The organism is Pseudomonas sp. 37 R 15, assembly GCF_900004865.1.
GTDB lineage: Bacteria > Pseudomonadota > Gammaproteobacteria > Pseudomonadales > Pseudomonadaceae > Aquipseudomonas > Aquipseudomonas fluorescens_AM.
Window position 1 is genome coordinate 70,384 of the sequence record NZ_CVTV01000023.1, and the last position, 21,148, is coordinate 91,531.

At 59.7% G+C, this 21,148-nt stretch carries 20 protein-coding genes; 14 read left to right on the top strand and 6 right to left on the bottom strand.

Features of this window, described 5'->3' with window-relative positions; genetic code table 11:
* Positions 1–11: 11 nt before the first annotated feature.
* From BFQ04_RS07955 to BFQ04_RS07975, 5 genes are all read left to right on the top strand, one after another.
* Positions 12–971: a UDP-glucose 4-epimerase family protein gene (locus tag BFQ04_RS07955; protein WP_083217938.1), complete on the top strand. Its 960-nt coding sequence runs from the start codon at positions 12–14 to the stop codon at positions 969–971.
* Positions 968–1,996 carry an MraY family glycosyltransferase gene (locus BFQ04_RS07960; protein WP_065950341.1) on the top strand — a complete coding sequence of 343 codons (1,029 nt, stop codon included), beginning with the start codon at positions 968–970 and terminating at the stop codon, positions 1,994–1,996. Before BFQ04_RS07955 ends, BFQ04_RS07960 begins: the two co-directional genes overlap by 4 nt.
* A gap of 92 nt (positions 1,997–2,088) precedes the next feature.
* Positions 2,089–4,083 carry a polysaccharide biosynthesis protein gene (locus BFQ04_RS07965; RefSeq protein ID WP_065950342.1) on the top strand — a complete coding sequence of 665 codons (1,995 nt, stop codon included), beginning with the start codon at positions 2,089–2,091 and terminating at the stop codon, positions 4,081–4,083.
* Positions 4,084–4,194: 111 nt separating this feature from the next.
* Positions 4,195–4,527 carry a ComEA family DNA-binding protein gene (locus tag BFQ04_RS07970; RefSeq protein WP_065950343.1) on the top strand — a complete coding sequence of 111 codons (333 nt, stop codon included), beginning with the start codon at positions 4,195–4,197 and terminating at the stop codon, positions 4,525–4,527.
* Positions 4,528–4,658: 131 nt separating this feature from the next.
* Positions 4,659–5,507, top strand: a complete 849-nt coding sequence (locus BFQ04_RS07975) for an urea carboxylase-associated family protein (RefSeq protein WP_065950344.1) — start codon at positions 4,659–4,661, stop codon at positions 5,505–5,507.
* Positions 5,508–5,515: 8 nt separating this feature from the next.
* On the opposite strand, the gene BFQ04_RS07980 is transcribed toward BFQ04_RS07975, so the two are convergent.
* Complete coding sequence (locus tag BFQ04_RS07980) at positions 5,516–5,683, bottom strand: DUF2897 family protein (protein WP_065950345.1); 168 nt, start codon at positions 5,681–5,683, stop codon at positions 5,516–5,518.
* A gap of 111 nt (positions 5,684–5,794) precedes the next feature.
* Complete coding sequence (eat, locus tag BFQ04_RS07985; protein WP_065950346.1) at positions 5,795–7,159, bottom strand: ethanolamine permease; 1,365 nt, start codon at positions 7,157–7,159, stop codon at positions 5,795–5,797.
* 412 nt (positions 7,160–7,571) lie between these two features.
* Here eat and kdpF point away from each other — a divergent pair, with 412 nt between their 5' ends.
* The 6 genes from kdpF (at position 7,572) to BFQ04_RS08015 (ending at position 15,628) form a co-directional block, all read left to right on the top strand.
* Positions 7,572–7,661 (top strand): K(+)-transporting ATPase subunit F, encoded by a 90-nt coding sequence (gene kdpF, locus BFQ04_RS07990; RefSeq protein ID WP_003218754.1) that lies wholly within the window; start codon positions 7,572–7,574, stop codon positions 7,659–7,661.
* 9 nt (positions 7,662–7,670) lie between these two features.
* Complete coding sequence (kdpA, locus tag BFQ04_RS07995) at positions 7,671–9,365, top strand: potassium-transporting ATPase subunit KdpA (protein ID WP_065950347.1); 1,695 nt, start codon at positions 7,671–7,673, stop codon at positions 9,363–9,365.
* Positions 9,366–9,376: 11 nt separating this feature from the next.
* On the top strand, positions 9,377–11,440 hold the full coding sequence (gene kdpB / locus BFQ04_RS08000) for a potassium-transporting ATPase subunit KdpB (protein ID WP_241669124.1): 2,064 nt from the start codon (positions 9,377–9,379) through the stop codon (positions 11,438–11,440).
* A 40-nt stretch (positions 11,441–11,480) separates the two neighbouring features.
* Entirely contained in the window at positions 11,481–12,026 is a 546-nt protein-coding gene (kdpC, locus tag BFQ04_RS08005) for a potassium-transporting ATPase subunit KdpC (RefSeq protein ID WP_065950357.1), read from the top strand.
* A gap of 130 nt (positions 12,027–12,156) precedes the next feature.
* Entirely contained in the window at positions 12,157–14,808 is a 2,652-nt protein-coding gene (locus BFQ04_RS08010) for a sensor histidine kinase (protein ID WP_065950349.1), read from the top strand.
* A 130-nt stretch (positions 14,809–14,938) separates the two neighbouring features.
* Entirely contained in the window at positions 14,939–15,628 is a 690-nt protein-coding gene (locus tag BFQ04_RS08015) for a response regulator (protein WP_065950350.1), read from the top strand.
* Positions 15,629–15,751: 123 nt separating this feature from the next.
* On the opposite strand, the gene BFQ04_RS08020 is transcribed toward BFQ04_RS08015, so the two are convergent.
* Positions 15,752–16,789 carry a patatin-like phospholipase family protein gene (locus BFQ04_RS08020; RefSeq protein WP_065950351.1) on the bottom strand — a complete coding sequence of 346 codons (1,038 nt, stop codon included), beginning with the start codon at positions 16,787–16,789 and terminating at the stop codon, positions 15,752–15,754.
* A gap of 217 nt (positions 16,790–17,006) precedes the next feature.
* Between BFQ04_RS08020 and BFQ04_RS08025 the strand changes: the two genes are divergently transcribed.
* The 3 genes from BFQ04_RS08025 (at position 17,007) to BFQ04_RS08035 (ending at position 18,975) form a co-directional block, all read left to right on the top strand.
* A complete protein-coding gene (locus BFQ04_RS08025; protein WP_003238638.1) occupies positions 17,007–17,285 on the top strand; it encodes a hypothetical protein in 279 nt (92 codons plus the stop codon).
* Between the two features lie 41 nt (positions 17,286–17,326).
* On the top strand, positions 17,327–18,088 hold the full coding sequence (locus BFQ04_RS08030; RefSeq protein WP_065950352.1) for a CHAD domain-containing protein: 762 nt from the start codon (positions 17,327–17,329) through the stop codon (positions 18,086–18,088).
* An 89-nt stretch (positions 18,089–18,177) separates the two neighbouring features.
* On the top strand, positions 18,178–18,975 hold the full coding sequence (locus BFQ04_RS08035) for an acyl-CoA thioesterase (RefSeq protein ID WP_065950353.1): 798 nt from the start codon (positions 18,178–18,180) through the stop codon (positions 18,973–18,975).
* A gap of 3 nt (positions 18,976–18,978) precedes the next feature.
* On the opposite strand, the gene BFQ04_RS08040 is transcribed toward BFQ04_RS08035, so the two are convergent.
* The 3 genes from BFQ04_RS08040 to BFQ04_RS08050 form a co-directional block, all read right to left on the bottom strand.
* On the bottom strand, positions 18,979–19,341 hold the full coding sequence (locus tag BFQ04_RS08040) for an Mpo1-like protein (protein WP_065950354.1): 363 nt from the start codon (positions 19,339–19,341) through the stop codon (positions 18,979–18,981).
* Between the two features lie 117 nt (positions 19,342–19,458).
* Positions 19,459–19,863, bottom strand: coding sequence for an Imm50 family immunity protein (locus BFQ04_RS08045; protein WP_065950355.1), 405 nt, complete (start codon positions 19,861–19,863; stop codon positions 19,459–19,461).
* Positions 19,863–21,148 (bottom strand): RHS repeat-associated core domain-containing protein (locus BFQ04_RS08050; protein WP_175413261.1); only part of this gene is annotated, 1,286 nt, incomplete at its 5' end. The genes BFQ04_RS08050 and BFQ04_RS08045, both read right to left, overlap by 1 nt.

Genomic DNA, 21,148 nt, shown 5'->3' on the forward strand with positions numbered 1-21,148 from the left:
AGGAGTTTGGTGTGCGCATATTTGTGACTGGGGCATCTGGATTTGTTGGTAGCCGGTTGGTCCAAGTGTTATCCGCTCGTACAGATGTTCAGGTCACGGTTGCCGTCAGAGACCCCGGTTTTTCCTGTCCTGGCGCCGATCAAGTGGTTCAATTCGACGACCTGTCGAGCGCTGATTTTTCAGGCGTTCTGACGGGGGTTGAGGCGGTTGTTCATTGCGCGGCCCGCGTTCATGTGATGAACGATTCCGAGGCCGATCCGCTTGAAGCCTTTCGCCGCGTCAATGTCCAGGGCACCCTGGCCCTGGCGCATCAGGCGGCGCAGGCTGGTGTGCGACGCTTTGTGTTCCTCAGTTCAATCAAGGTCAACGGTGAAGGCACGGTCTCGGGCGCGCCTTATACCGCCGATCAGCCGCCGGCACCGTCGGACCCTTACGGCATATCAAAGATGGAGGCCGAAAAGGGTCTGCTGGAATTGGCTGCAACGACAGGGATGGAAGTGGTGATCATCCGTCCGGTGCTGGTTTATGGCCCGGGTGTAAAGGCCAACTTCCTGAGCATGATGCGTTGGCTGCACAAAGGTGTGCCATTGCCTTTCGGCGCCATCCATAACGCGCGCAGTCTGGTCGCGCTGGATAACCTGGTTGATCTTTCGATTACCTGCATCACTCATCCAGCCGCCGCCAACCAGGTATTCATGGTCAGTGATGGCGAGGATCTTTCAACCACTGTTTTATTACGCAAAATGGCGTCCGCGCTGGGCAAACCCGCGCGTCTTCTTCCGGTTCCAGCCTCTTTGCTGAGCACTGCCGCAATCATGCTGGGCAAGCGCAGCCTGTCCCAACGGTTGTGCGGTTCCTTGCAGGTCGATATTGGGAAGACGCGTGCCCTCTTAGGCTGGACGCCTCCGCTGTCGGTTGATGAGGCGCTCAAGGTCACGGCGTCTGCTTATATGGAAAGTCAAAACACATGAGTTATTGGTGGATCGTTCCGGTTGTTGCGTTTGTCTCGTTTGTCATGACCGCTGTGCTTAGGCGCTATGCGCTATCTCGAAGCATCATTGATATACCGAACGCACGGAGTTCACATTCTGTTCCTACGCCCAGGGGCGGCGGGGTAGCCATTGTATTGGCCTTTCTTGCGGTACTGCCGCTGGTCGGATGGCTGGACCTGGTCCCGTGGCCTTCGCTCGTTGCAGCAGGCGGCGCCGGAGTGGTAATAGCCGTCCTGGGCTTTATGGATGACCATGGACACATTGCAGCTCGCTGGCGTTTGGCAGGGCATTTTGCAGCGGCGGCATGGGCGTTGTTCTGGATCAACGGACTGGCCCCGCTGAACCTGTTCGGATGGGCCCTGGATCTGGGGCTTGTCGGTAATGTGCTGGCGGCTGTCTATATTGTCTGGATGCTCAATCTCTACAATTTCATGGATGGAATTGACGGTATCGCCAGCGTGGAAGCGATTTGCGCCTGCCTGGGCGCCTGTTTGCTTTACGTATTGGGCGGTCACCCGCAGATGATCTGGCTGCCTTTATTGCTGGCAGCAGCAGTGGGGGCATTTCTGGTTTGGAATTTTCCACCCGCCAAGATTTTCATGGGTGATGCCGGTAGCGGTTTCCTGGGGATTACCCTGGCGTTCTTCTCACTGCAGGCAGCCTGGGTCAAATCGGATTTTTTCTGGGCGTGGTTGATTTTGCTGGGCGTATTCGTCGTCGACGCAACCTGCACGCTTGTTCGTCGATTGGTAAGGGGTGATAAGGTTTACGAAGCGCATCGCAGTCATGCTTATCAATTTGCCTCGCGCAAATATGGCAAGCACTTGCCAGTGACCATGGCAGTTGCTGCCATCAACGTTTTCTGGCTTTTACCTATTGCAGCGGGTGTAGTCTTGAGCGGATGGGATGGCACGTGGGCGTTGGTTGTTGCCTACCTGCCGTTGGTCGCGCTGGCGATAAAGTTTCATGCCGGCGAGCTCGAGATTATGGTCGCGCAGAAGTAAAGGTTATCGTAGTCGGTCAGCGAGTCCTGAAAAGCCCGTGGATGGCTTTGCAGCATTAGGCATTGGAATGTACAGAGGTGTTCGAAGGGGTTATGGATAAGTTACGGGCGTTCTTAGTCGGTTTGCCTCGACGCAAAAAGCGGCTGATTCAGGTCAGTACCGATGTAATGGTGGTCTGGGCTGCATTGTGGCTGGCTTTCGTTGTACGTCTGGGCGTCGATGAAATGGCTAATCCAATCATCGCTCACCTTTGGCTGTTTATTGCCGCGCCTGTCGTCGCAATACCTCTGTTCATTCGATTTGGTATGTACCGAGCGGTGATGCGGTATTTCGGTAACGACGCGCTGATTGCGATTATCAAGGCGGTCAGCCTTTCATCGCTGATTCTTGGCGTCGTCGTATATTGGTACAGCAATCACCAGAATGTGGTCCCGCGCTCGATTATTTTCAACTACTGGTGGCTCAGCCTGATCATGGTGGGCGGCCTGCGTCTGGCGATGCGCCAATACTTTCTGGGGGACTGGTTTACGGCGGCTCAGCACGTTCCGTTCACTAGCCGGGAAGATGGTCTGCCGCGCGTTGCTATTTATGGCGCGGGCGCAGCCGGCAACCAATTGGTCGCGGCGTTGAGGATGGGCAGGGTGATGCGCCCTGTCGCGTTTATCGACGACGATGAAAGCATCACTGATCGCGTCATTTCGGGCCTGCAGGTGTACAAGGCCAAGCATATCCAGCGAATGATCGATACCACTGGCGCCCAGGAAATTCTGTTGGCCATCCCATCCTCCAACCGTGGCCGTCGCCGTGAAATCCTGGGTTTCCTCGAAGGCTTCCCGCTTCACGTGCGAAGCGTTCCGGGGTTCATGGACCTGGCCAGTGGTCGCGTCAAGGTAGATGACATCCAGGAAGTCGACATCGCCGACTTGCTGGGTCGCGATACCGTGCCTGCTCAAGGCGAGCTCCTGGAACACTGCATCAAGGGCCAGACCGTTCTGGTCACTGGCGCGGGCGGTTCGATCGGGTCCGAACTGTGCCGGCAGATTCTGGCGTTGCGTCCGACGACGCTGCTGTTGTTCGAACACAGTGAGTTCAATCTCTACAGCATCCTTTCGGAACTTGAGCAACGCGTCGTTCGTGAGTCGTTGCCCGTCAAGTTATTGCCCATCCTCGGTTCTGTGCGCAACCAGTCCAAGCTGCTGGATGTGATGAAAACCTGGCGCGTGGATACGGTTTATCATGCCGCAGCGTATAAGCATGTACCGATGGTTGAGCACAACATCGCAGAAGGTGTGCTGAACAACGTAATCGGGACGTTGAATACGGCCCAGGCCGCACTTCAAGTTGGCGTTTCCAACTTTGTTCTGATCTCTACGGACAAAGCCGTGCGCCCGACCAATGTCATGGGCAGTACCAAGCGTTTGGCCGAACTTACCTTGCAGGCGCTCAGTCGTGAGCTGGCTCCTGTACTGTTCGGTGATAAGTCGAATGTCTCACGCGTCAACAAGACCCGTTTCACGATGGTGCGTTTTGGCAATGTACTGGGCTCTTCGGGCTCAGTGATTCCGCTCTTTCACAAGCAGATCAAGTCTGGCGGCCCATTGACGGTCACCCATCCCAAGATCACGCGTTACTTCATGACAATCCCTGAAGCGGCGCAGTTGGTGATTCAGGCAGGCTCCATGGGCCTGGGCGGTGATGTGTTTGTGCTGGACATGGGCGAGCCGGTGAAGATTGTCGAGCTGGCCGAAAAAATGATTCATCTTTCCGGCCTGAGCGTTCGTTCCGAAAAGAATCCCCATGGTGATATCGCCATCGAGTTCTCCGGCCTGCGTCCCGGCGAAAAGCTTTACGAAGAGTTGCTGATTGGCGACAACGTTGTTGCGACCCAGCACCCGATGATCATGAGTGCCAACGAAGATTATCTGTCATGGGACGTACTCAAAGGCAAGCTCTCTGAGTTGCTTGCCGCGGTTGATGAGGATGACTACACCCGTGTCCGTCAGCTTCTGCGCGACACTGTCAGCGGTTATGCCCCCGACGGCGAAATCGTCGATTGGATCTATCAGCAGCGTCGCCTGGAACCGTGAGTTAACACTCTGTTACTCAAGCGCTTTTGACACGCTCCAACCATCGCCTAAGTTAGAGAAGCAGCTTCGGAAAAGCTGCTTTTCTCTTACCGATGTCATGGAGCGTCACCAATGCAAAACACCTACCTTTCCTCCCTTGTCTTCGCCTTCCTCGCCAGCCTCTCTTTCGCCACCACCGCAGCCCCATCCGCCAAACCTGAAGGCCCAACCGCCATCTCCGCGCAAATGACCAAAACCGAGCAATCGGCCAAGGTCAACCTCAACGCGGCCGATGCTGAAACCCTGCGCCGCGATTTGTTCGGTATCGGCGCCGCCAAGGCGAAAGCGATCGTTGCTTTTCGCGAAAGCAATGGCCCCTTCACAGCGGTGGATGAGTTGCTGGAGGTAAAGGGAATTGGCAAGGCCCTGCTGGAGAAGAACCGCGACAGGCTGGTTATCAACTAAACGACGTTGCCCAGAGGCCGATCATTGATCGGCCTTTTACCCTGTGCGTTTTTAGTCCAGCCCTGGCATGAAATGTGGTTACCTCAAGATTATCGATTGTTCAACAGTCACCCTTGATGGAGGATTGCCCCATGTATAAAGACTATCCGGCCGCCTACCAAATCAGTAAAGGCTCGGCATTACAGGTGGATACGGCGTTCTACGAGCGCATCCGGGATCGGCAGGGCCAGCGCACGCTGATCGAACAGTTCGAGGTACCGATCCGCACGGGCAGGGCATGGAAAGTCCCTGCCGGGCATGTCTTCCGCGTAACCACTCCGGTGGGCCCGCAGGTGGGGGATTTCAACGTGTGGAACGCCAATGATCCGCGCGAGCGGTTGTGGGCAGCCCGCACCCGGCAACTCCAAGGCGCACATGTCAGCACCCACGACCGTTTGTGGTCGAACCTTCCATTTCTGAGGCCCCTGGTTACCATTACCGACGACAGCCTGGCAGGCTATGGCATCGATGAACACGGCGGGCGTCTGCACGATTTGCTTGGCACGCGCTGCGATCCGTATGTGAACCGTATGCTCACCGGTGAGGACTTTCATCATCATTGCCATTCGAACCTCACTCGCGCGGTATTGCCCCACGGTCTGACGGAATTCGATGTGCACGACGTGCTGAATATTTTCCAGTGCACCGGGCTCAATCATGATGACATGTACTTCATGAAAGCCTGTCCTGCGCAGAAGGGCGATTACCTGGAGTTCTTTGCCGAGATTGATGTGCTGTGCGCGCTGTCTACGTGTCCGGGTGGGGATTTGTCGCTGCCGATGTGGGGGCCGGATGCGCAGGATCCGTTGACGGTGTGTCGCCCGTTGGGCGTCGAGATCTACCAATTGGAGGAGGGGCTGCTTGAAGGCTGGAGCCAGCCCGAGCGTGCTGCCTATAAAGGGCAGCACGGGTTGCAGATTGCCAAGGCGGCTTGGGAGTAACCCAAGGCTCAACGATCCTGGGCATCCTTGGCATCCGCCTGCGCATTGCGCTCGGCCACGCGTTTGCGTTGTTCGTCGGTGAGTTCCACTTTGTTGGCGCTGTCGCGCAGCATCATCAACCCACCGACGATCGATCCGATCGCAACTATCATAATCAACCACGCATACCACGGCATAAGGCTCTCCTTGAGGCAGATTGCCGGGGGAGAATTTTCCCACGGTAATAACTGCTTTGAGTTACGGGCGTTCTGAGTAGTTCATTGTAGGCCCGTTCTGCCTCGCGAACCTTATAACCCGGTCAACATCGCATCCGCAGGCGCATCGGCGCGATCCTGGGCGGTCAGTTGGAAGTAGATGAAGCCCACGGCCATGAAGCCAAGGAAGATCAACCCGATCAGTGTATTGAACCAGGCCATCGCCACCAGGCACACCGCTGCCAGTACCAACGCGATACCCGGCACGATGGGGTAGCCCGGTGCGCGGAAAGTCCGCTCCAGCAGCGGTTCGGTTTTGCGCAATCTGAACAGGCTGAGCATGCTCATGATGTACATGACGATGGCACCGAACACAGCCATAGTGATCATCGCGGCGGTCAGGGTCATGCCACCCAGGTTGATCAGGCCGTCGCTGTAGATGGCCGCGATGCCGACCACGCCGCCGGCGATGATGGCGCGGTGAGGTGTCTGAAATCGCGACAGTTTGGCCAGGAAAGGCGGCAGGTAACCGGCGCGCGCCAGAGCGAAGAACTGGCGCGAGTAGCCGAGGATGATGCCGTGGAAACTCGCCACCAGGCCGAACAGGCCGATCCATACCAGCATGTGCAACCAGCCGGAGCTTTCGCCCACCACGGTTTTCATCGCCTGGGGCAGCGGGTCGTTGATGTTTGACAGGGTGCGCCAGTCGCCCACGCCGCCCGCGAAGAACATCACGCCCATGGCCAGGATTACCAGGGTGAGAATGCCGCTGATGTAGGCTTTTGGAATGGTGCGCTTGGGATCTTTGGCTTCTTCGGCGGCCATGGCCGCGCCTTCGATGGCGAGGAAGAACCAGATGGCGAAGGGAATTGCGGCGAACATGCCGGCAATCGCCGGGGCACCGAAGGTGTCGGAGCCGGCCCAGCCGTTCAGGGCGAAGTTGCTGAAGCTGAACGCCGGGGCAACGACGCCCATGAACACCAGCAGTTCGGCGACAGCGAGTACGCAGACCACCAGTTCGAAGGTGGCGGCGAGTTTCACGCCGAGGATGTTCAGGCCCATGAACACGATGTAGGCGCCGACGGCGGCGTGTTTCGGGTCCAGTGCTGGGAACTGCACGTTGAGGTAGGCGCCGATGGCCAAGGCGATGGCGGGTGGCGCGAAGACAAATTCGATCAGGGTTGCCAGGCCGGCAATCAAGCCGCCTTTCTCACCGAAGGCGCGGCGGCTGTAGGCAAAGGGTCCGCCGGCGTGGGGAATCGCCGTGGTCAGTTCGGTGAAGCTGAAGATGAAGCAGGTGTACATCGCGGCGACCATCAATGAGGTCACCAGAAAGCCCAGTGTGCCGGCGACACCCCAGCCGTAGCTCCAGCCGAAGTACTCGCCGGAAATCACCAGCCCGACAGCGATGCCCCAGAGATGCAGCGTGCCCAAGGTGGGTTTGAGTTGTGTGTTCATTGTGAGGAGTTCCCTGAACGGTTGGAATGATTCAGGTTGTTGCAGTGGCTATGCCAGGCTTGGCAACCCTGTCGCAAAGCAGTGCCTATGTCGCGGGCGAGACGGTTTGGCGTTCGAACACGGCTTGGTGCGCACCAGATAAGGGCGATAGTGCCTGGACTGCTGCCATCGCGGGCAAGCCCGGCTCCCACAGTGCACCGCGTCGGGCCTGAAAAACGCGATCAAAAGGTGGGAGTGGGCTTGCCCGCGACGAGGCCTTGCCAGCCACCGCAAATCCCCCTGTAAACCCTGCATAAAGCCACTCTTTACGCCATCTTTACGCCCCGCGCCCCGCCTCGCTCTCGTTCCTTTACACCCCTCCTGCGGACAATTGCCCCACACGCGGCACTCGCCGTTATACGGAGAAACTTCCATGAGCGTTCTGGACGGGGTGTCACTGCTATTGGCCGTGGCGCTGTTCATTTATCTGCTGGTTGCGCTGTTACGCGCGGATCGGAACTAGGAGCGGGCTATGCACAGTTATGACTATTGGCTGATCATCGCCTTCTTCGCCGTGGTACTGGTGCCGGCACCGTTTCTGGGGCGGTTCTATTACAAGGTGATGGAAGGTCAGCGCACCTGGTTGACGCCGGTTTTGGGGCCGGTGGAAAACGCCTGTTATCGCCTGTCGGGCGTAGATGCCCAGCAGGAACAGAGCTGGCAGAAATACATGCTGGCCTTGCTCGCGTTCAACCTTGCGGGCTTCTTACTGTTGTTCTCGATTCTGTTATTCCAGGACTACCTCCCACTCAACCCGCAGAAATTGCCGGGCCAGGAATGGACGCTGGCGTTCAACACAGCGGTCAGTTTCATGACCAATACCAACTGGCAGAACTACAGCGGCGAAGCCTCCCTGAGTTATCTCAGCCAGATGGTCGGCCTCACCGTGCAGAACTTCGTCAGTGCCGCCACCGGCCTGGCAGTCCTGGTCGCGCTTTGCCGTGGGATCGGTCGCAAATCCGCCACGACCTTGGGTAATTTCTGGGTCGACATGACCCGCGCCACTCTCTACGGCTTGCTGCCGCTATGCCTGGTGCTGGCACTGTTCCTGGTATGGCAGGGTGTGCCGCAGACCTTCGCCCATTACGTTGATGCCGTGACGCTGCAAGGTGTGGATCAAGTCATTCCCCTGGGCCCGGCAGCCAGCCAGATTGCGATCAAGCAACTGGGCACCAATGGCGGCGGCTTCTTTGGGGTGAACTCGGCGCATCCGTTTGAAGACCCGACGGCCTGGGCCAACCTCTTTGAAGTGGCATCAATCATCCTGATCCCGGTCGCCCTGGTGTTCACCTTCGGCCACTACGTCAAAGACCTGCGTCAGAGCCGCGCGATTCTCGCGTGCATGCTGGCCTTGTTCCTGATTGGCGGTGCGACGTCGCTGTGGTCCGAGTACCAGCCCAATCCGACCCTGAACAACCCGGCCGTGGAACACACCGCGCCGCTGGAAGGCAAGGAAACACGCTTCGGCACCACCGGCACGGTGCTCTGGTCGGTAACCACCACCGCGGCCTCCAACGGATCGGTCAACGGCATGCAGGACAGCCTCAGCCCTCTGAGCGGCATGGTGGCGCTGGTCAACATGATGGTCGGTGAAGTGATCTTCGGCGGCGTCGGTGCCGGTATGTACGGCATGTTGCTCAACGTGTTGATCGCGGTGTTCCTTGCCGGGCTGATGATCGGCCGCACCCCGGAATACCTGGGCAAGAAACTTCAGGCCAAGGAAGTGCAATTGCTGGTGGTGACTCTGCTGGTGATGCCGGTGGGTGTGCTCGTGCTGGGTGCCATCGCCGCGAGCCTGCCAGGCCCGGCCGGAGCCATCAGCAACCCTGGGCCCCACGGTTTCAGCCAGTTGCTCTACGCCTACACCTCGGCCAGTGCCAACAACGGTTCGGCGTTCGGCGGTTTCAGTGGCAACACTGCGTTTCACAACTTGATGCTCGGGCTGGGCATGTTGATCGGCCGTTTCGGTTACATCCTCCCGGTACTGGCCCTGGCCGGTAGCCTGGCGATGAAGAAGACCGCACCGATTGGCCAGAACAGCTTCCCGACCCACGGCCCGTTGTTCGTGACGCTGTTGACCGTGACCATTTTGCTGGTGGGCGGCCTGACTTTTCTGCCGACACTGGCGCTGGGCCCGATTGCTGAACACCTGAGCATGGGCTTCTAAGTTAAGGGGATATGAGAATGAACATGTCTGTAAAAAATGCTGCCCCTGCGCGCACTCAGGAGCCCGCCAAGACCGCGATCTCTGCGTTGTGGCGCCCGGCGCTGGTCCAGGCGTTCGTCAAGCTGGACCCCCGTCAACTGCAACGCTCTCCGGTCATGTTGGTGGTCGAGCTAACCGCCATTCTCACCACCGTGCTGTGCTTTGTGCCCGATACCAGCGTGCCGACCTTCGTGGCCGTGCAAATCGCAGTGTGGCTGTGGTTCACTGTGCTGTTCGCCAACTTCGCTGAAGCCTTGGCCGAAGGCCGTGGCAAGGCCCGCGCCGACAGCCTCAAGGCTGGCAGTGAAGGCCTGAGCGCGCGCCGCAAGGAGGCCGACGGCAGCTTCAAGGTGGTCCCGGCCACCAGCCTGCGCAAAGGTGATGTGGTGCGCGTCGCGGCAGGCGAAATGATTCCTGGCGACGGCGAAGTGATCGAAGGTATCGCCGCGGTCAACGAAGCGGCGATTACCGGCGAGTCCGCCCCGGTGATCCGCGAGTCCGGCGGCGACCGCTCGGCCGTCACCGGCAACACCCGCCTGGTGTCGGACTGGCTGCTGATCCGCATCACCGCCAACCCCGGCGAGTCGACCCTGGATCGCATGATCGCGCTGGTGGAAGGCGCCAAACGCCAGAAAACCCCCAATGAAGTTGCGCTGGATATCCTGCTGATCGGCCTCACCCTGATTTTCCTGCTGGTGGTGGTAACCCTGCAGCCGTTCGCGCACTTCGCCAATGGCAGCCTGCCTCTGGTGTTCCTGGTCGCACTGCTGGTGACGCTGATTCCCACGACCATTGGCGGTTTGCTCTCGGCCATCGGCATTGCCGGCATGGACCGTCTGGTGCGCCTGAACGTGATCGCCAAGTCCGGTCGCGCGGTGGAAGCGGCAGGGGATGTGCATGTGTTGCTGCTGGACAAGACCGGCACCATCACCTTTGGTAACCGTCGTTGTTCGGCCGTGGTTGCGGCGCCCGGTGTCAGTGGCCGGGAAGTGGCTGAAGGCGCGTTGTTCGCCTCCCTGGGCGATGACACGGCGGAAGGCAAGTCTATCGTTGAATACCTGCGCGCCTTGCACCCCCAGGCCGAGCCGACGCTGGACCAACTGACCGCCGTACCCTTCAGCGCCGAAACCCGGTTATCCGGTGTCGACTACCAGGGCCGCGTCTTCCGCAAGGGCGCGGTGGATTCGCTGCTGGCGTTTATCGGCCAGCAACGCAGCGACCTGTTACCTGCGCTGTCGCGGGAAATCGACAAGATTGCCCAGAGTGGCGGCACGCCGTTGCTGGTGTGCGCCGATGGCAAGTTACTCGGTGCGATCCATCTCAAAGACGTGGTCAAGCCCGGGATTCGCGAGCGTTTTGCCGAGCTGCGCACGTTGGGCATTCGTACCGTGATGGTCACCGGCGACAACCCGCTGACCGCCGCGGCGATTGCCGCTGAAGCCGGCGTGGATGATGTACTGGCTGAAGCCACGCCTGAGAAGAAACTGGCGCGTATCCGCCATGAACAGAACGACGGCCGTCTGGTCGCCATGTGCGGCGACGGTGCCAACGACGCCCCGGCACTGGCCCAGGCCGACGTCGGCATGGCGATGAACGATGGTACCCAGGCCGCACGCGAAGCCGCGAACATGGTCGACCTCGACAGCGATCCGACCAAGCTGCTGGATGTGGTGCAGATCGGCAAGGAGTTGCTGGTGACCCGGGGCGCGCTGACCACCTTTTCCATCGCCAACGATGTGGCCAAGTACTTCGCGATTCTGCCGGCGCTATTTGCCGCGATCTATCCGCAGCTGGGCGTGCTCAACGTCATGCACTTGCAGAGCCCGCAGAGCGCGATCCTGTCGGCCATCGTGTTCAACGCGCTGATCATCGTGGTGCTGATTCCCCTGGCCCTGCGCGGGGTGCGTGTGCAGGCCGCGAGTGCGGCCGCATTGTTGCGACGCAACCTGCTGATCTACGGCCTGGGTGGGCTGCTGGTGCCGTTTGTGGGCATCAAGGCGATCGACATGCTGCTGACGGCGCTGCACCTGGTGTAACCCTGCGGTCTTTATGGCCCGATTCAACGAGGATTTGATGATGACTAATATAATCCGCCCGGCCCTGAGCCTGCTGGTACTCATGACCCTGATCACCGGCGTCGCCTACCCGCTGGTGGTGACCGGCGTCGCGCAAGTGGCCTTTGCGGACCAGGCCAACGGCAGCCTGGTGCGCGATGCCAGCGGCAAGGTGCGCGGCTCCAGCCTGATCGCCCAGGATTTCAGCGGCGACGGCTGGTTCCACCCACGCCCTTCGGCCGGCGCGTTCGCGACGGTTTCCAGCAGCGCCAGCAACCTTGGCCCGAGCAACCCCGCGCTGGCCGCGCGTATCTTCGATGACGCCAATAAACAACAGGTGCCAGGCCAGGGGCCGGTACCGTTGGCCTCGCTGACGACCTCCGGCAGCGGGCTCGATCCACACTTGCCACCCGAGGCAATTGCCTATCAACTGGCGCGAGTGGCGGCCGCACGAAATGTACCGGTGTCGACCTTGCAGCGGCTGTTGGATGAACACATCGAAAGCCCGTTGGTAGGCCCGCCCGTAGTAAACGTGCTGGCCCTGAACATGGCCCTGGAAAAACTCTGACCCCCTGTAGGAGCGAGCTTGCTCGCGAAGGTCGTTAAACGATGACGCGGGCATCCAGCGTCAGCGTGGCGCTCTGGGGTTTTTCGCGAGCAAGCTTGCTCCTACATCGAAATTTTTGAAGGACCACAACATGAGCGACTCCGGCCGCGCCGATGCCCTGCTAGCCGATCTGCCCCGCAACGGCCGTGGCCGGCTCAAAGTTTTCCTCGGCGCCGCGCCCGGCGTAGGCAAGACCTACGCCATGCTCCAGGCTGCCCATACTCAACTGCGCCAAGGCGTGGGTCTGATTGCCGGCGTGGTCGAGACCCACGGCCGCGCCGAGACTGAAGCCTTGCTCAGCGGTTTGCCGCAGCAGCCGCTGTTGCGCAGCGAATACCGTGGCGTAATGCTTGAAGAAATGGACCTCGACGGCCTGCTCGCGGCGAAGCCCAAGCTGGTGCTGGTCGATGAACTTGCCCATAGCAATGCCCCCGGCAGCCGTCATGAAAAGCGCTGGCAGGACATCCAGGAGCTGCTGGCGGCCGGCATCAACGTGTTCACCACCGTCAACGTCCAGCATCTGGAAAGTCTCAATGACCAGGTGCGTGGCATCACCGGTGTGCAGGTGCGTGAAACCCTGCCGGACTGGGTACTGCAGGAGGCCGACGAACTGCTGCTGATCGATTTGCCGTCCCGCGAATTGCTCGAGCGCCTGCGCGACGGCAAGGTGTATGTGCCGGAACAGGCGCGTGCGGCCATCGATGCGTTTTTCACCCAGACCAACTTGATGGCCCTGCGCGAGCTGGCCATGCAGACCGCTGCCGCCCATGTCGACGACGATCTGGCCCAGGGTTACCGCCAACTCGGCCAAGCGGCGCCGGCTGTGCGGGGTCGCCTGCTGGTGGGGGTCGATGGCGATGCACAAGCCGAGCGTCTGGTGCGCCATGCCAGCCGCGTCGCCCAGCGGCGACATTTGCCGTGGAGCCTGGTGCATATCGACAACGGCCGTGCGCGGGATGAACAGTCACGGCTACGCCTGCAAAATGCCCAGCAACTGGCTGAACGCCTGGGCGGTGAGGTGGTGCTGCTGCGGGCCGGCGAGGTGGCCAGGACGTTGATCCAGCATGCCGCCGAGCGCCGCGCCAGTCTGCTGCTGGTGGGACAGTCGCGCATGCGCTGGCGTCGACGGCTGTTCGGCGGCGGCCTGGCCGCACGCTTGCTGCGCAATGCGCGGGGCCTGGAAATCAACGTACTCGACAGCGACGATATACCTGCGGCACCGCGTTTGCCGGATGTGCGCGGGCTGCGCTGGTTCGATTATGCCCTGGCCGTGGCGGCCACCCTTGTCGCAGCAGGCTTGGCGTGGGGGGTGTCCAGCCTCTTGCCGTTGCCGAATATCTCGCTGGTATTTCTCGCTGCGGTGCTGCTGGTGGCGGTGCGCAGCAGCCTGGGGCCTTCGCTGGTGTGCGCGGCGTTGTCGTTCATGACCTACGACTTTCTGTTTATCCCGCCGAATTTCTCCTTCGCCATCCAGCGTGAAGAAGACGTCCTCACGCTGTTGTTTTTCCTGTTGATGGCGGCCCTCACCGGCAACCTGGCCGCACGCCAGCGTCGGCAATTACAGGCGCTGCGCGATACTCAGGAAGAAACCAGCGAGCTGCTCGACCTGTCACGCAAGCTCACCGCCGCCACGGATCGCCAGGCGGTCATCAGTGCGGCGGCTCATCACCTGCAAGGCTGGAATGAGTTGGATCTGTGCCTGGTCAATCGCGACGGTCAGGGCGGTTGGACAATCGAGACCGGCGGGCCGCTGACCCTCACCGAGGCCGAACGTGCCGCCGCCGACTGGGCCTGGCAGCACGATCAACCGGCAGGCATGGGCACCGGCACCTTGCCATTTGGACGCTGGTGGTGGTGGCCGTTGTCGGGTGAAGAGGGCCCTCTGGGCTTGCTGGGCGTGAGCGCGAAAGCCGGCATGGCGTTGAGCGGCCAACGCCGGCGCCTGCTCACCGCGCTGAGCCAGCCGTTGGCCCAGGCGTTGGCGCGTGCGCAGTTGGCGCAGGAATTGGAGTCCGCACGTTTGCACGGTGAGACCGAACAACTGCGCAGTGCCTTGCTCGCCTCCGTCTCCCACGATTTGCGTACGCCGCTGACCTCCATGCGCGGCAGTATCGACAGCCTGCTGGCGCTGGGCGAGGCGATCCCTTTGGAGGACCGTCGCGAATTGCTCGAAGGTACCCGTGATGAAGCCGAGCGCCTCGACCGCTATATCCAGAACCTGCTGGACATGACCCGCCTGGGCCACGGCGCGCTGAAGCTGGCGCGCGATTGGGTGTCGCCCGGTGATATCGTCGGCAGTGCCCTTGGGCGATTGCGCGCCGTGCTGGCGCCTTTGCAGGTCGACACCGATGTGCCGCCGGACCTGCCCTTGCTCTATGTGCATGCGGCGTTGATCGAGCAGGCCCTGGTCAATGTCATGGAAAACGCCGCGCGCTTTTCGCCGCCCCAGGGCCGCTTGCAGTTGAGCGCCGGCGTGTCGGACGGCCAAGTGTTTTTCGCCGTAGCCGATGAGGGGCCGGGAATTCCGGAGGACGAGCGCGCAAAAATCTTCGATATGTTCTACACCGCTGCGCGCGGTGATCGCGGCGGGCAGGGCACCGGCCTGGGGTTGGCGATCTGCCAGGGCATGGTCGGCGCGCACGGCGGGCACATCAGTGTGGCCGACGGTATTGAAGGGCGGGGCACTTGTATTACCTTGTTTCTGCCTCTGCCGACACAACCTGCCTTGGAGCCAAACTTGTAGGCGCGAGCTTGCTCGCGAAGGTCGTTAACGATAAAGATGGCTTCCTGAATGCACGCGGCGCCTAGACGTTTTTCGCGAGCAGGCTCGCTCCTACATTGGTTGGTTTTTAATTGATTTTAACTGAGACACCATGAGCCAGACCGCGACGATTCTCGTCATTGATGACGAACCGCAGATCCGCAAATTCCTGCGCATCAGCCTGGCCTCCCAAGGCTATAAGGTGATCGAAGCCGGTACCGGCAACGAAGGCCTCGCGCAGGCGGCACTGAGCAAACCGGATTTGCTCGTACTTGACCTGGGCTTGCCCGATATGGACGGCCAGCAGGTGCTGCGCGAGTTTCGCGAGTGGTCGACGGTGCCGGTGTTGGTGCTCTCGGTGCGGGCCAGCGAAGCGCAGAAGGTCCAAGCCCTTGACGGTGGCGCCAACGACTACGTGACCAAGCCTTTCGGCATTCAGGAGTTTCTCGCCCGTGTGCGCGCACTATTGCGCCAGGCTCCGACGGGGGAAGCTCAGGAGGCCGCGTTGAGTTTCGGCCCGCTGACCGTGGACCTGGCCTACCGCCGCGTCCTGCTAGACGGCGCCGAAGTGGCACTGACCCGCAAGGAGTACGCGGTGCTGGCGCAACTGGCGCGGCATCCTGGGCGGGTAATTACCCAGCAGCAATTGCTCAAGGATATCTGGGGGCCGACCCACACCGAAGACAGCCACTACCTGCGCATTGTGGTGGGCCATTTGCGCCAGAAGCTGGCGGATGATCCGACGCAGCCGAGGTTTATCGTGACTGAGGCGGGGGTGGGGTATCGGTTGCTGGGTGCTTGAGTTTACCGCTGTCTGGACCGGCCTCATCGAGGGCAAGCCACCTCTCACACTTTGAATGTATTCACCGATCAAAAGGTGGGAGGGGGCTTGCCCCCGATGAGGCCCTCCATAACACCCTGAATTTCAGGCCTGCTCACTCTCATACCGATCCAATGTATCACTGGCAATTTCCCGCCCCAACGCGATCAACTCCGGCGCCTTGTAGAACTCGAAAAAACGGCACACCCGCTTTGGTACGTTGATCAGCACGTCCGGCGGGTAACCGGCGATTTTGTACTGGGCCAATGACGTCTGCATCACCTCGAAACTCTGGTTGATCAGGTCCAGCAGCGAGGCCGGCCCGACATTGTCGATGATGAACGAGCCCGTGGCCGACTTCGGCGCGCCGGGCTTCTCCGGCGCGGCGGCGGGTTGCTGGGATTCCGGCTCGGCCGAGTCCAGCCACGGGTTGATCTCGGCGGCCTGGGCCTGCAAGGCTTCCTGCTCGAGCTTCATCAACTGCTCGGCCTGCTTGCGGCGGAACGGCAGGTGCGAGCCCAGTGATTTTGCCAGGCTGTTGAAACGGCTTTTGAACGCCGGCGGGCGCTGGATCACCGGCAGATGATAGTGCTTCTGGTTGGTGGCGTTGAGGTTGACCGCAATGATCAAGTCGCAATGGCTCGACACCACCGGCACGATAGGCAAAGGGTTGAGCAAACCACCGTCCACCAGCATGCGGTTGCCTTGCATCACCGGCGTGAACAGGCTGGGGATCGCTGCCGATGCGCGCATGGCCTGGTGCAGGCAGCCTTCCTGGAACCAGATTTCCTGTTGGTTGGTGAGGTCGGTGGCCACGGCGGTGTAGGGGATGCGCAGGTCTTCGATATTGATTTCGCCGACGATCTTGCGGATCTGCCCGAAGACCTTTTCACCGCGAATCGCACCCAGGCGAAAGCTCACATCCACCAGGCGCAATACGTCGAGGTAATCCAGGCTTTCGATCCAGTGTCGATACTCGTCCAGCTTGCCGGCCGCATAGATCCCGCCGACCACGGCGCCCATCGAGCAGCCGGCAATACAGGCGATGTCATAGCCGCGTCGTTCGATTTCTTCGATCACGCCGATATGGGCGTAGCCCCTGGCTCCGCCGGAGCCCAGTACCAAGGCAACACGTTTCTTCATGACCAGATCCTTCGCAAAACAGGTGCCCACAATGCACCCATCCAGGGGGCGGCTTCAATCCTCGGTGAGCCCTGACAAAATTTTTCCAGAATCGCCACGAGGCTCGGGTATGCTCTGGCAATAGGTACTACCGATTTCAGGCTAGGGACAAGGCACTTTTTCCTGTAGGCATCGTCTACAGGCTACGACAGATTTTGTATATTTTGAGGTGTCATCAATGAAAGCCTGGATGTGTGTACCTGTGATCCTGTTGGCCTTGGCGGGCTGTGCCGGGAAAACCGCGTATCGCGACAGCTGCGGGTCGCAGTTGGATGCCGCCTGGAAAGAACTGGACCTAGCCAAGGCCGAGGGCTTCGCCGGCACCGTCAGCTACTCCAAGGCTTTGTCGCTGTTGACGGGGGCCAAGACCCAGCAGCAATTCGAAGCGTTCGAAGGCTGCTCCAACAAGGCCGAGAAGGCGCGCTTCTATATCCGTGAGTCACGCGCCGGGCGCTGATTTAGCCACCGCAGAGTTTTTCATCGCAAAGGGAGGGCAGGATGTCAGCGCTGGTCAATCAGTTAGTTGCTCAGGTCATTGGCCTGGAAGTGGGATTACTGAGCTCCCAGGCTCGTCTTGCCGCCGTCACCGACGATGAAGCCTTGCATGATCTGCGCACCACGGTGCGCCGTTTGCGCAGCCTGTTGCGGCCCTTGCGCGGGTTACCGGGTGTCGAACAGCTTGAATCCGCCGCCCGCACCGTCGGCCAATTGACCACGCCGCTGCGTGACCGCGAAGTGCTGGCGGCGTACTTGCACCAGCACGGGCATCATCAGGCGGCTGAGCGTCGTCTGCGCCTGCAACCTGAGGCTTATCGCCAGGTGGCGCAAAGCCCGGAGCTGGCCCAGCTGCTGCAGATCCTTGATGCGTTTCCACGCTTTATCCGTGCATCCCAACACCAGAAACTGCTCAAGAGCCTGCGCTCACGCATCCAGAAACGCCTGGCCAAGCAATGGAAAACACTCAATCACGCGCTCAAGGATCCAGCGCATGATCGCCACCGTTTGCGCTTGCTGATCAAGCGTGTGCGCTACGCGGCCGAAGCGTACCCCGAGTTGGACAAGCTGCCGGCCAACGCCGTGGCCGCTTTGAAAAAAGCGCAGGGCGTCCTGGGTGACTGGCATGACTGCTGGCAATGGCTGCTCCAGGCCGAGCACCAGGCTGACCTGCAGCCCTGCATTGCGACCTGGCGTGCCGCCATGGTCAAGGCCGAGGCACGGGCGGATCGTGTGCTGGATAAACTCGGCGCCGATTGTTTCTGAACCGGTCCGGCTTTTGGCCGGAATAGGCGCTGTGCCTGGCGGGGTGGATGGTTAAGATCTCCGCATCGTTTGCTTGATGTGAGGTCGCCATGCGCTTTAGTGATTTGCTCGACGCTGCTCGCAGTCACCCGTTGGATGTCACCATTCCCGCCGAATGGGCCCAGGGCCGCGCCACGTTTGGTGGTTTGGTCGCCGCCTTGCAGTACGAGGCCTTGCGTTCGCACGTTCCGGCAGACCGGCCGCTGCGCTCACTGGCGATCACCTTCGTGGGCCCGGTAGCGCCGGATGTATCCGCCAGTTATCAGGTTGAAGTGCTGCGCGAAGGCAAGGCCGTCAGCCAATTGCTGGGCCGTGTGGTGCAGAACGGTGAAGTGGCGACGCTGGTCCAGGCCAGTTTCGGTGCGTCCCGTGAGTCAGAGATTGATGTAGCGAGCGAGCCGCCACCGGTGTTCAAACAGTGGGATGAATGCCAGGAGCTGCCCTATATCAAGGGCGTCACGCCCGAATTCATGCGGCACCTGGCAATGCGCTGGAGCGTCGGCGGCCTGCCGTTTACTGGCAATAAATCCCGTGACATGGGCGGTTGGGTACGTTTGCGTGGGGATGTGAAGGAGGAACCGCTGACCGAGGCGCACATCCTCGCACTGGTCGATGCCTGGCCCCCGGCGTTGCTCCCGCATTTGCGCAAACCGGCGCCGGGCAGCACCTTGACCTGGACCATCGAGTTCATCCAGCCATTGCAGAACCTGACCACCCTTGACTGGTGCCAATACCACGTCAACATCGAACACGCCCGCGACGGCTACGGCCACGCCGCCGCCGCGCTCTGGAGCCCGACCGGCGAATTGATCGCGCTCAGCCGCCAGACCGTAGTGGTCTTCGCCTGACATTCAACGCGAGTGGCGCCGACGCCACGCGCGCCACCAGCCACCACTGAGCACAAAGCGCGGAAACGTCACGAATTGCTCGACCACCAGGCGTTGCACCGCGTCCTTACGGTCGCTGAACGGCTCACTGGCCTGGGCTTCCAGGCTATGGCCGTGACGCTGCAACGCCAGGCCTGCCAGGATGCCGATCACGCCGATGGCAACACTGACCAGACTCAGGCTGAACACGCCGGAGACGATCAACAAGAAGCCGATGATGAACAGCGGCACGGCAATCAGGTGCAAGGCCAGGTTGGCCGGGTGCTGATGGTTTTGTGGGTAGTGACGCCATTGCCAGGCGGGGAGATTGGGGTGACGTTTGCCCATGATGGTGAATCCTCTGTCCGTTGAAACAACTTGGATGGAGTTTAGGTGGAGATGGGCAAGGGTACGAATTAAGGCTAACTATGGAGTTCATAGGGGGCGGACGCAGAATTTTTAGGTCTAGAAAAAATAATCATCTGGTCCATTTATGTATACATTCGGATCGCAAATTGAAATAGATTTGGCCTTGAATTCAATTAAAGAGCTTTCGGTGGTCGCTTTAAAGTGGAAGTAATTATTTTCTTTAGTAATAACAACAAAGAATACTTCTCTAACAGGAATGTTGTGTATTTTTAATTCGCGAATGCCATGACAATCAATGCCCAATCTGCAGGTGTTGTAGCCTTTGCCTTCCCATTTTTTTGGCAAAACATCTGGAAACTCGGGTATATCGAATCCTAACCCCACAGAAGGGCGATCGTTTTCTATTTGCAAAGAAAAAAGAGCGATTTTTCCGATTTCTATGGGCATACTAAAAATCTTTTCAAAAAAAATATTATGATCTAGTTCATTCCAATACTTCATCATTTTTTCCTAAAGTTGTAATGATCCCTGCCGCCGTCTACGGTTCCGTTTCGAGGCTTTGCAATTGGTCGCAAATTGAAGTGCGCTTTTTGGTCTCCTATACCGTCCGCCCTGCCAAATTTATGCCCGGCAGAATGGTCTTGAATAAGAACCTTAGAACCGTCTGCTCTCGTGAATTGATACACCCTTGAGTATATGGGTCTACCACTCTCATCCAATATGTTTTCATCATTCAAATCAGTCATTTTTTCTATTTTGTACTGTTTCGTCCTTTCTGACTTCGGATTTTTCATCACATCAGGATTTTGGGTCATCGGTATATTGGCGTCCCTTTTTGCTTGCCTAAACGCACCTTTGCGAGAGTGATCAGGTATATCCGGTTCAGCAGGCAAAGAGCAGGTCGGTTTTTTCTTGTCTGTGCCGGGACAATTCGCGTTCATTCCCAGGGGATCAATCCATCCCGTAGGATTGGGCACGTACTGGTAGGCATTGATCCCACCCGCCAGCTTTACCGGGTCCGGCGTCAGGTAACGACCAATATCCGGATGGTAGTAGCGATGGCGGTTGTAGTGCAGGCCGCTTTCCTGGTCGTAGTACTGGCCTTGGAAGCGCAGCGGATTGTCGACTTTGCCGACGTCGAGGCGGCTGATTTCGCCGTAGGCGCGGTAGTGCGCGGACCAGGCGATTTCGCCGTCGGGCGTTGTAAGTTCCTGCGGTGTGCCGAGGTGGTCGAGTTGGTAGTAGTAAGGCTTTACGCCTTCTGGCCCGAAGCCTTCCAGCAGTGCCAGCGGGCGGAAGCTGTCCGGTTCGTAGAGGTAGCTGCGATGGCGATTGGCGTGGTGTTCGGCGATCAGTTTGTCGCCTTGCCAGAAGAACTCTGTGGTTTTCTCTTCGAGGGTCTTGCTGATGCGGCGACCAAACGGGTCATAGCGATAGCTGGCGGTTTGGCCGTTGGGTTGGGTGACGCCAATCAGCCGGTGCTGGCAGTCGTAGCGGTACTCGGTGACGAGTGAATGGCCCTTGCCACGCCGTTCTCTTATTAGATTTCCAAAAGCGTCATAGTCGTAATGGTGATCGCCCTGGATCATCAGGCGGTTGCCAGCAACGATGTCCGGGCCGGGGCGGTCTTGCATCAGCAGGTTGCCCGCCGGGTTGTGGGCGAAGCGCTCCTGGACGTCCTGGGAATGATCTGCGCGGGTCAGGCGCTGGAGCGGGTCGTAGCGGTAACGGTGTTCGCCTTTGCGGGTGTCGAGCAGGCGGGTGAGGTTGCCGGCTTTGTCGTAGT

What these genes read in the sequence shown, in the direction of transcription:
- BFQ04_RS07960 (WP_065950341.1), top strand. Translation starts at nt 968, where the DNA reads ATGAGTTATTGGTGGATCGTTCCGGTTGTTGCGTTTGTCTCGTTTGTC.
- BFQ04_RS07965 (WP_065950342.1), top strand. Translation starts at nt 2,089, where the DNA reads ATGGATAAGTTACGGGCGTTCTTAGTCGGTTTGCCTCGACGCAAAAAG.
- BFQ04_RS07970 (WP_065950343.1), top strand. Translation starts at nt 4,195, where the DNA reads ATGCAAAACACCTACCTTTCCTCCCTTGTCTTCGCCTTCCTCGCCAGC.
- BFQ04_RS07975 (WP_065950344.1), top strand. Translation starts at nt 4,659, where the DNA reads ATGTATAAAGACTATCCGGCCGCCTACCAAATCAGTAAAGGCTCGGCA.
- BFQ04_RS07980 (WP_065950345.1), bottom strand. Translation starts at nt 5,683, where the DNA reads ATGCCGTGGTATGCGTGGTTGATTATGATAGTTGCGATCGGATCGATC.
- eat (WP_065950346.1), bottom strand. Translation starts at nt 7,159, where the DNA reads ATGAACACACAACTCAAACCCACCTTGGGCACGCTGCATCTCTGGGGC.
- kdpF (WP_003218754.1), top strand. Translation starts at nt 7,572, where the DNA reads ATGAGCGTTCTGGACGGGGTGTCACTGCTATTGGCCGTGGCGCTGTTC.
- kdpA (WP_065950347.1), top strand. Translation starts at nt 7,671, where the DNA reads ATGCACAGTTATGACTATTGGCTGATCATCGCCTTCTTCGCCGTGGTA.
- kdpB (WP_241669124.1), top strand. Translation starts at nt 9,377, where the DNA reads ATGAGAATGAACATGTCTGTAAAAAATGCTGCCCCTGCGCGCACTCAG.
- kdpC (WP_065950357.1), top strand. Translation starts at nt 11,481, where the DNA reads ATGACTAATATAATCCGCCCGGCCCTGAGCCTGCTGGTACTCATGACC.
- BFQ04_RS08010 (WP_065950349.1), top strand. Translation starts at nt 12,157, where the DNA reads ATGAGCGACTCCGGCCGCGCCGATGCCCTGCTAGCCGATCTGCCCCGC.
- BFQ04_RS08015 (WP_065950350.1), top strand. Translation starts at nt 14,939, where the DNA reads ATGAGCCAGACCGCGACGATTCTCGTCATTGATGACGAACCGCAGATC.
- BFQ04_RS08020 (WP_065950351.1), bottom strand. Translation starts at nt 16,789, where the DNA reads ATGAAGAAACGTGTTGCCTTGGTACTGGGCTCCGGCGGAGCCAGGGGC.
- BFQ04_RS08025 (WP_003238638.1), top strand. Translation starts at nt 17,007, where the DNA reads ATGAAAGCCTGGATGTGTGTACCTGTGATCCTGTTGGCCTTGGCGGGC.
- BFQ04_RS08030 (WP_065950352.1), top strand. Translation starts at nt 17,327, where the DNA reads ATGTCAGCGCTGGTCAATCAGTTAGTTGCTCAGGTCATTGGCCTGGAA.
- BFQ04_RS08035 (WP_065950353.1), top strand. Translation starts at nt 18,178, where the DNA reads ATGCGCTTTAGTGATTTGCTCGACGCTGCTCGCAGTCACCCGTTGGAT.
- BFQ04_RS08040 (WP_065950354.1), bottom strand. Translation starts at nt 19,341, where the DNA reads ATGGGCAAACGTCACCCCAATCTCCCCGCCTGGCAATGGCGTCACTAC.
- BFQ04_RS08045 (WP_065950355.1), bottom strand. Translation starts at nt 19,863, where the DNA reads ATGAAGTATTGGAATGAACTAGATCATAATATTTTTTTTGAAAAGATT.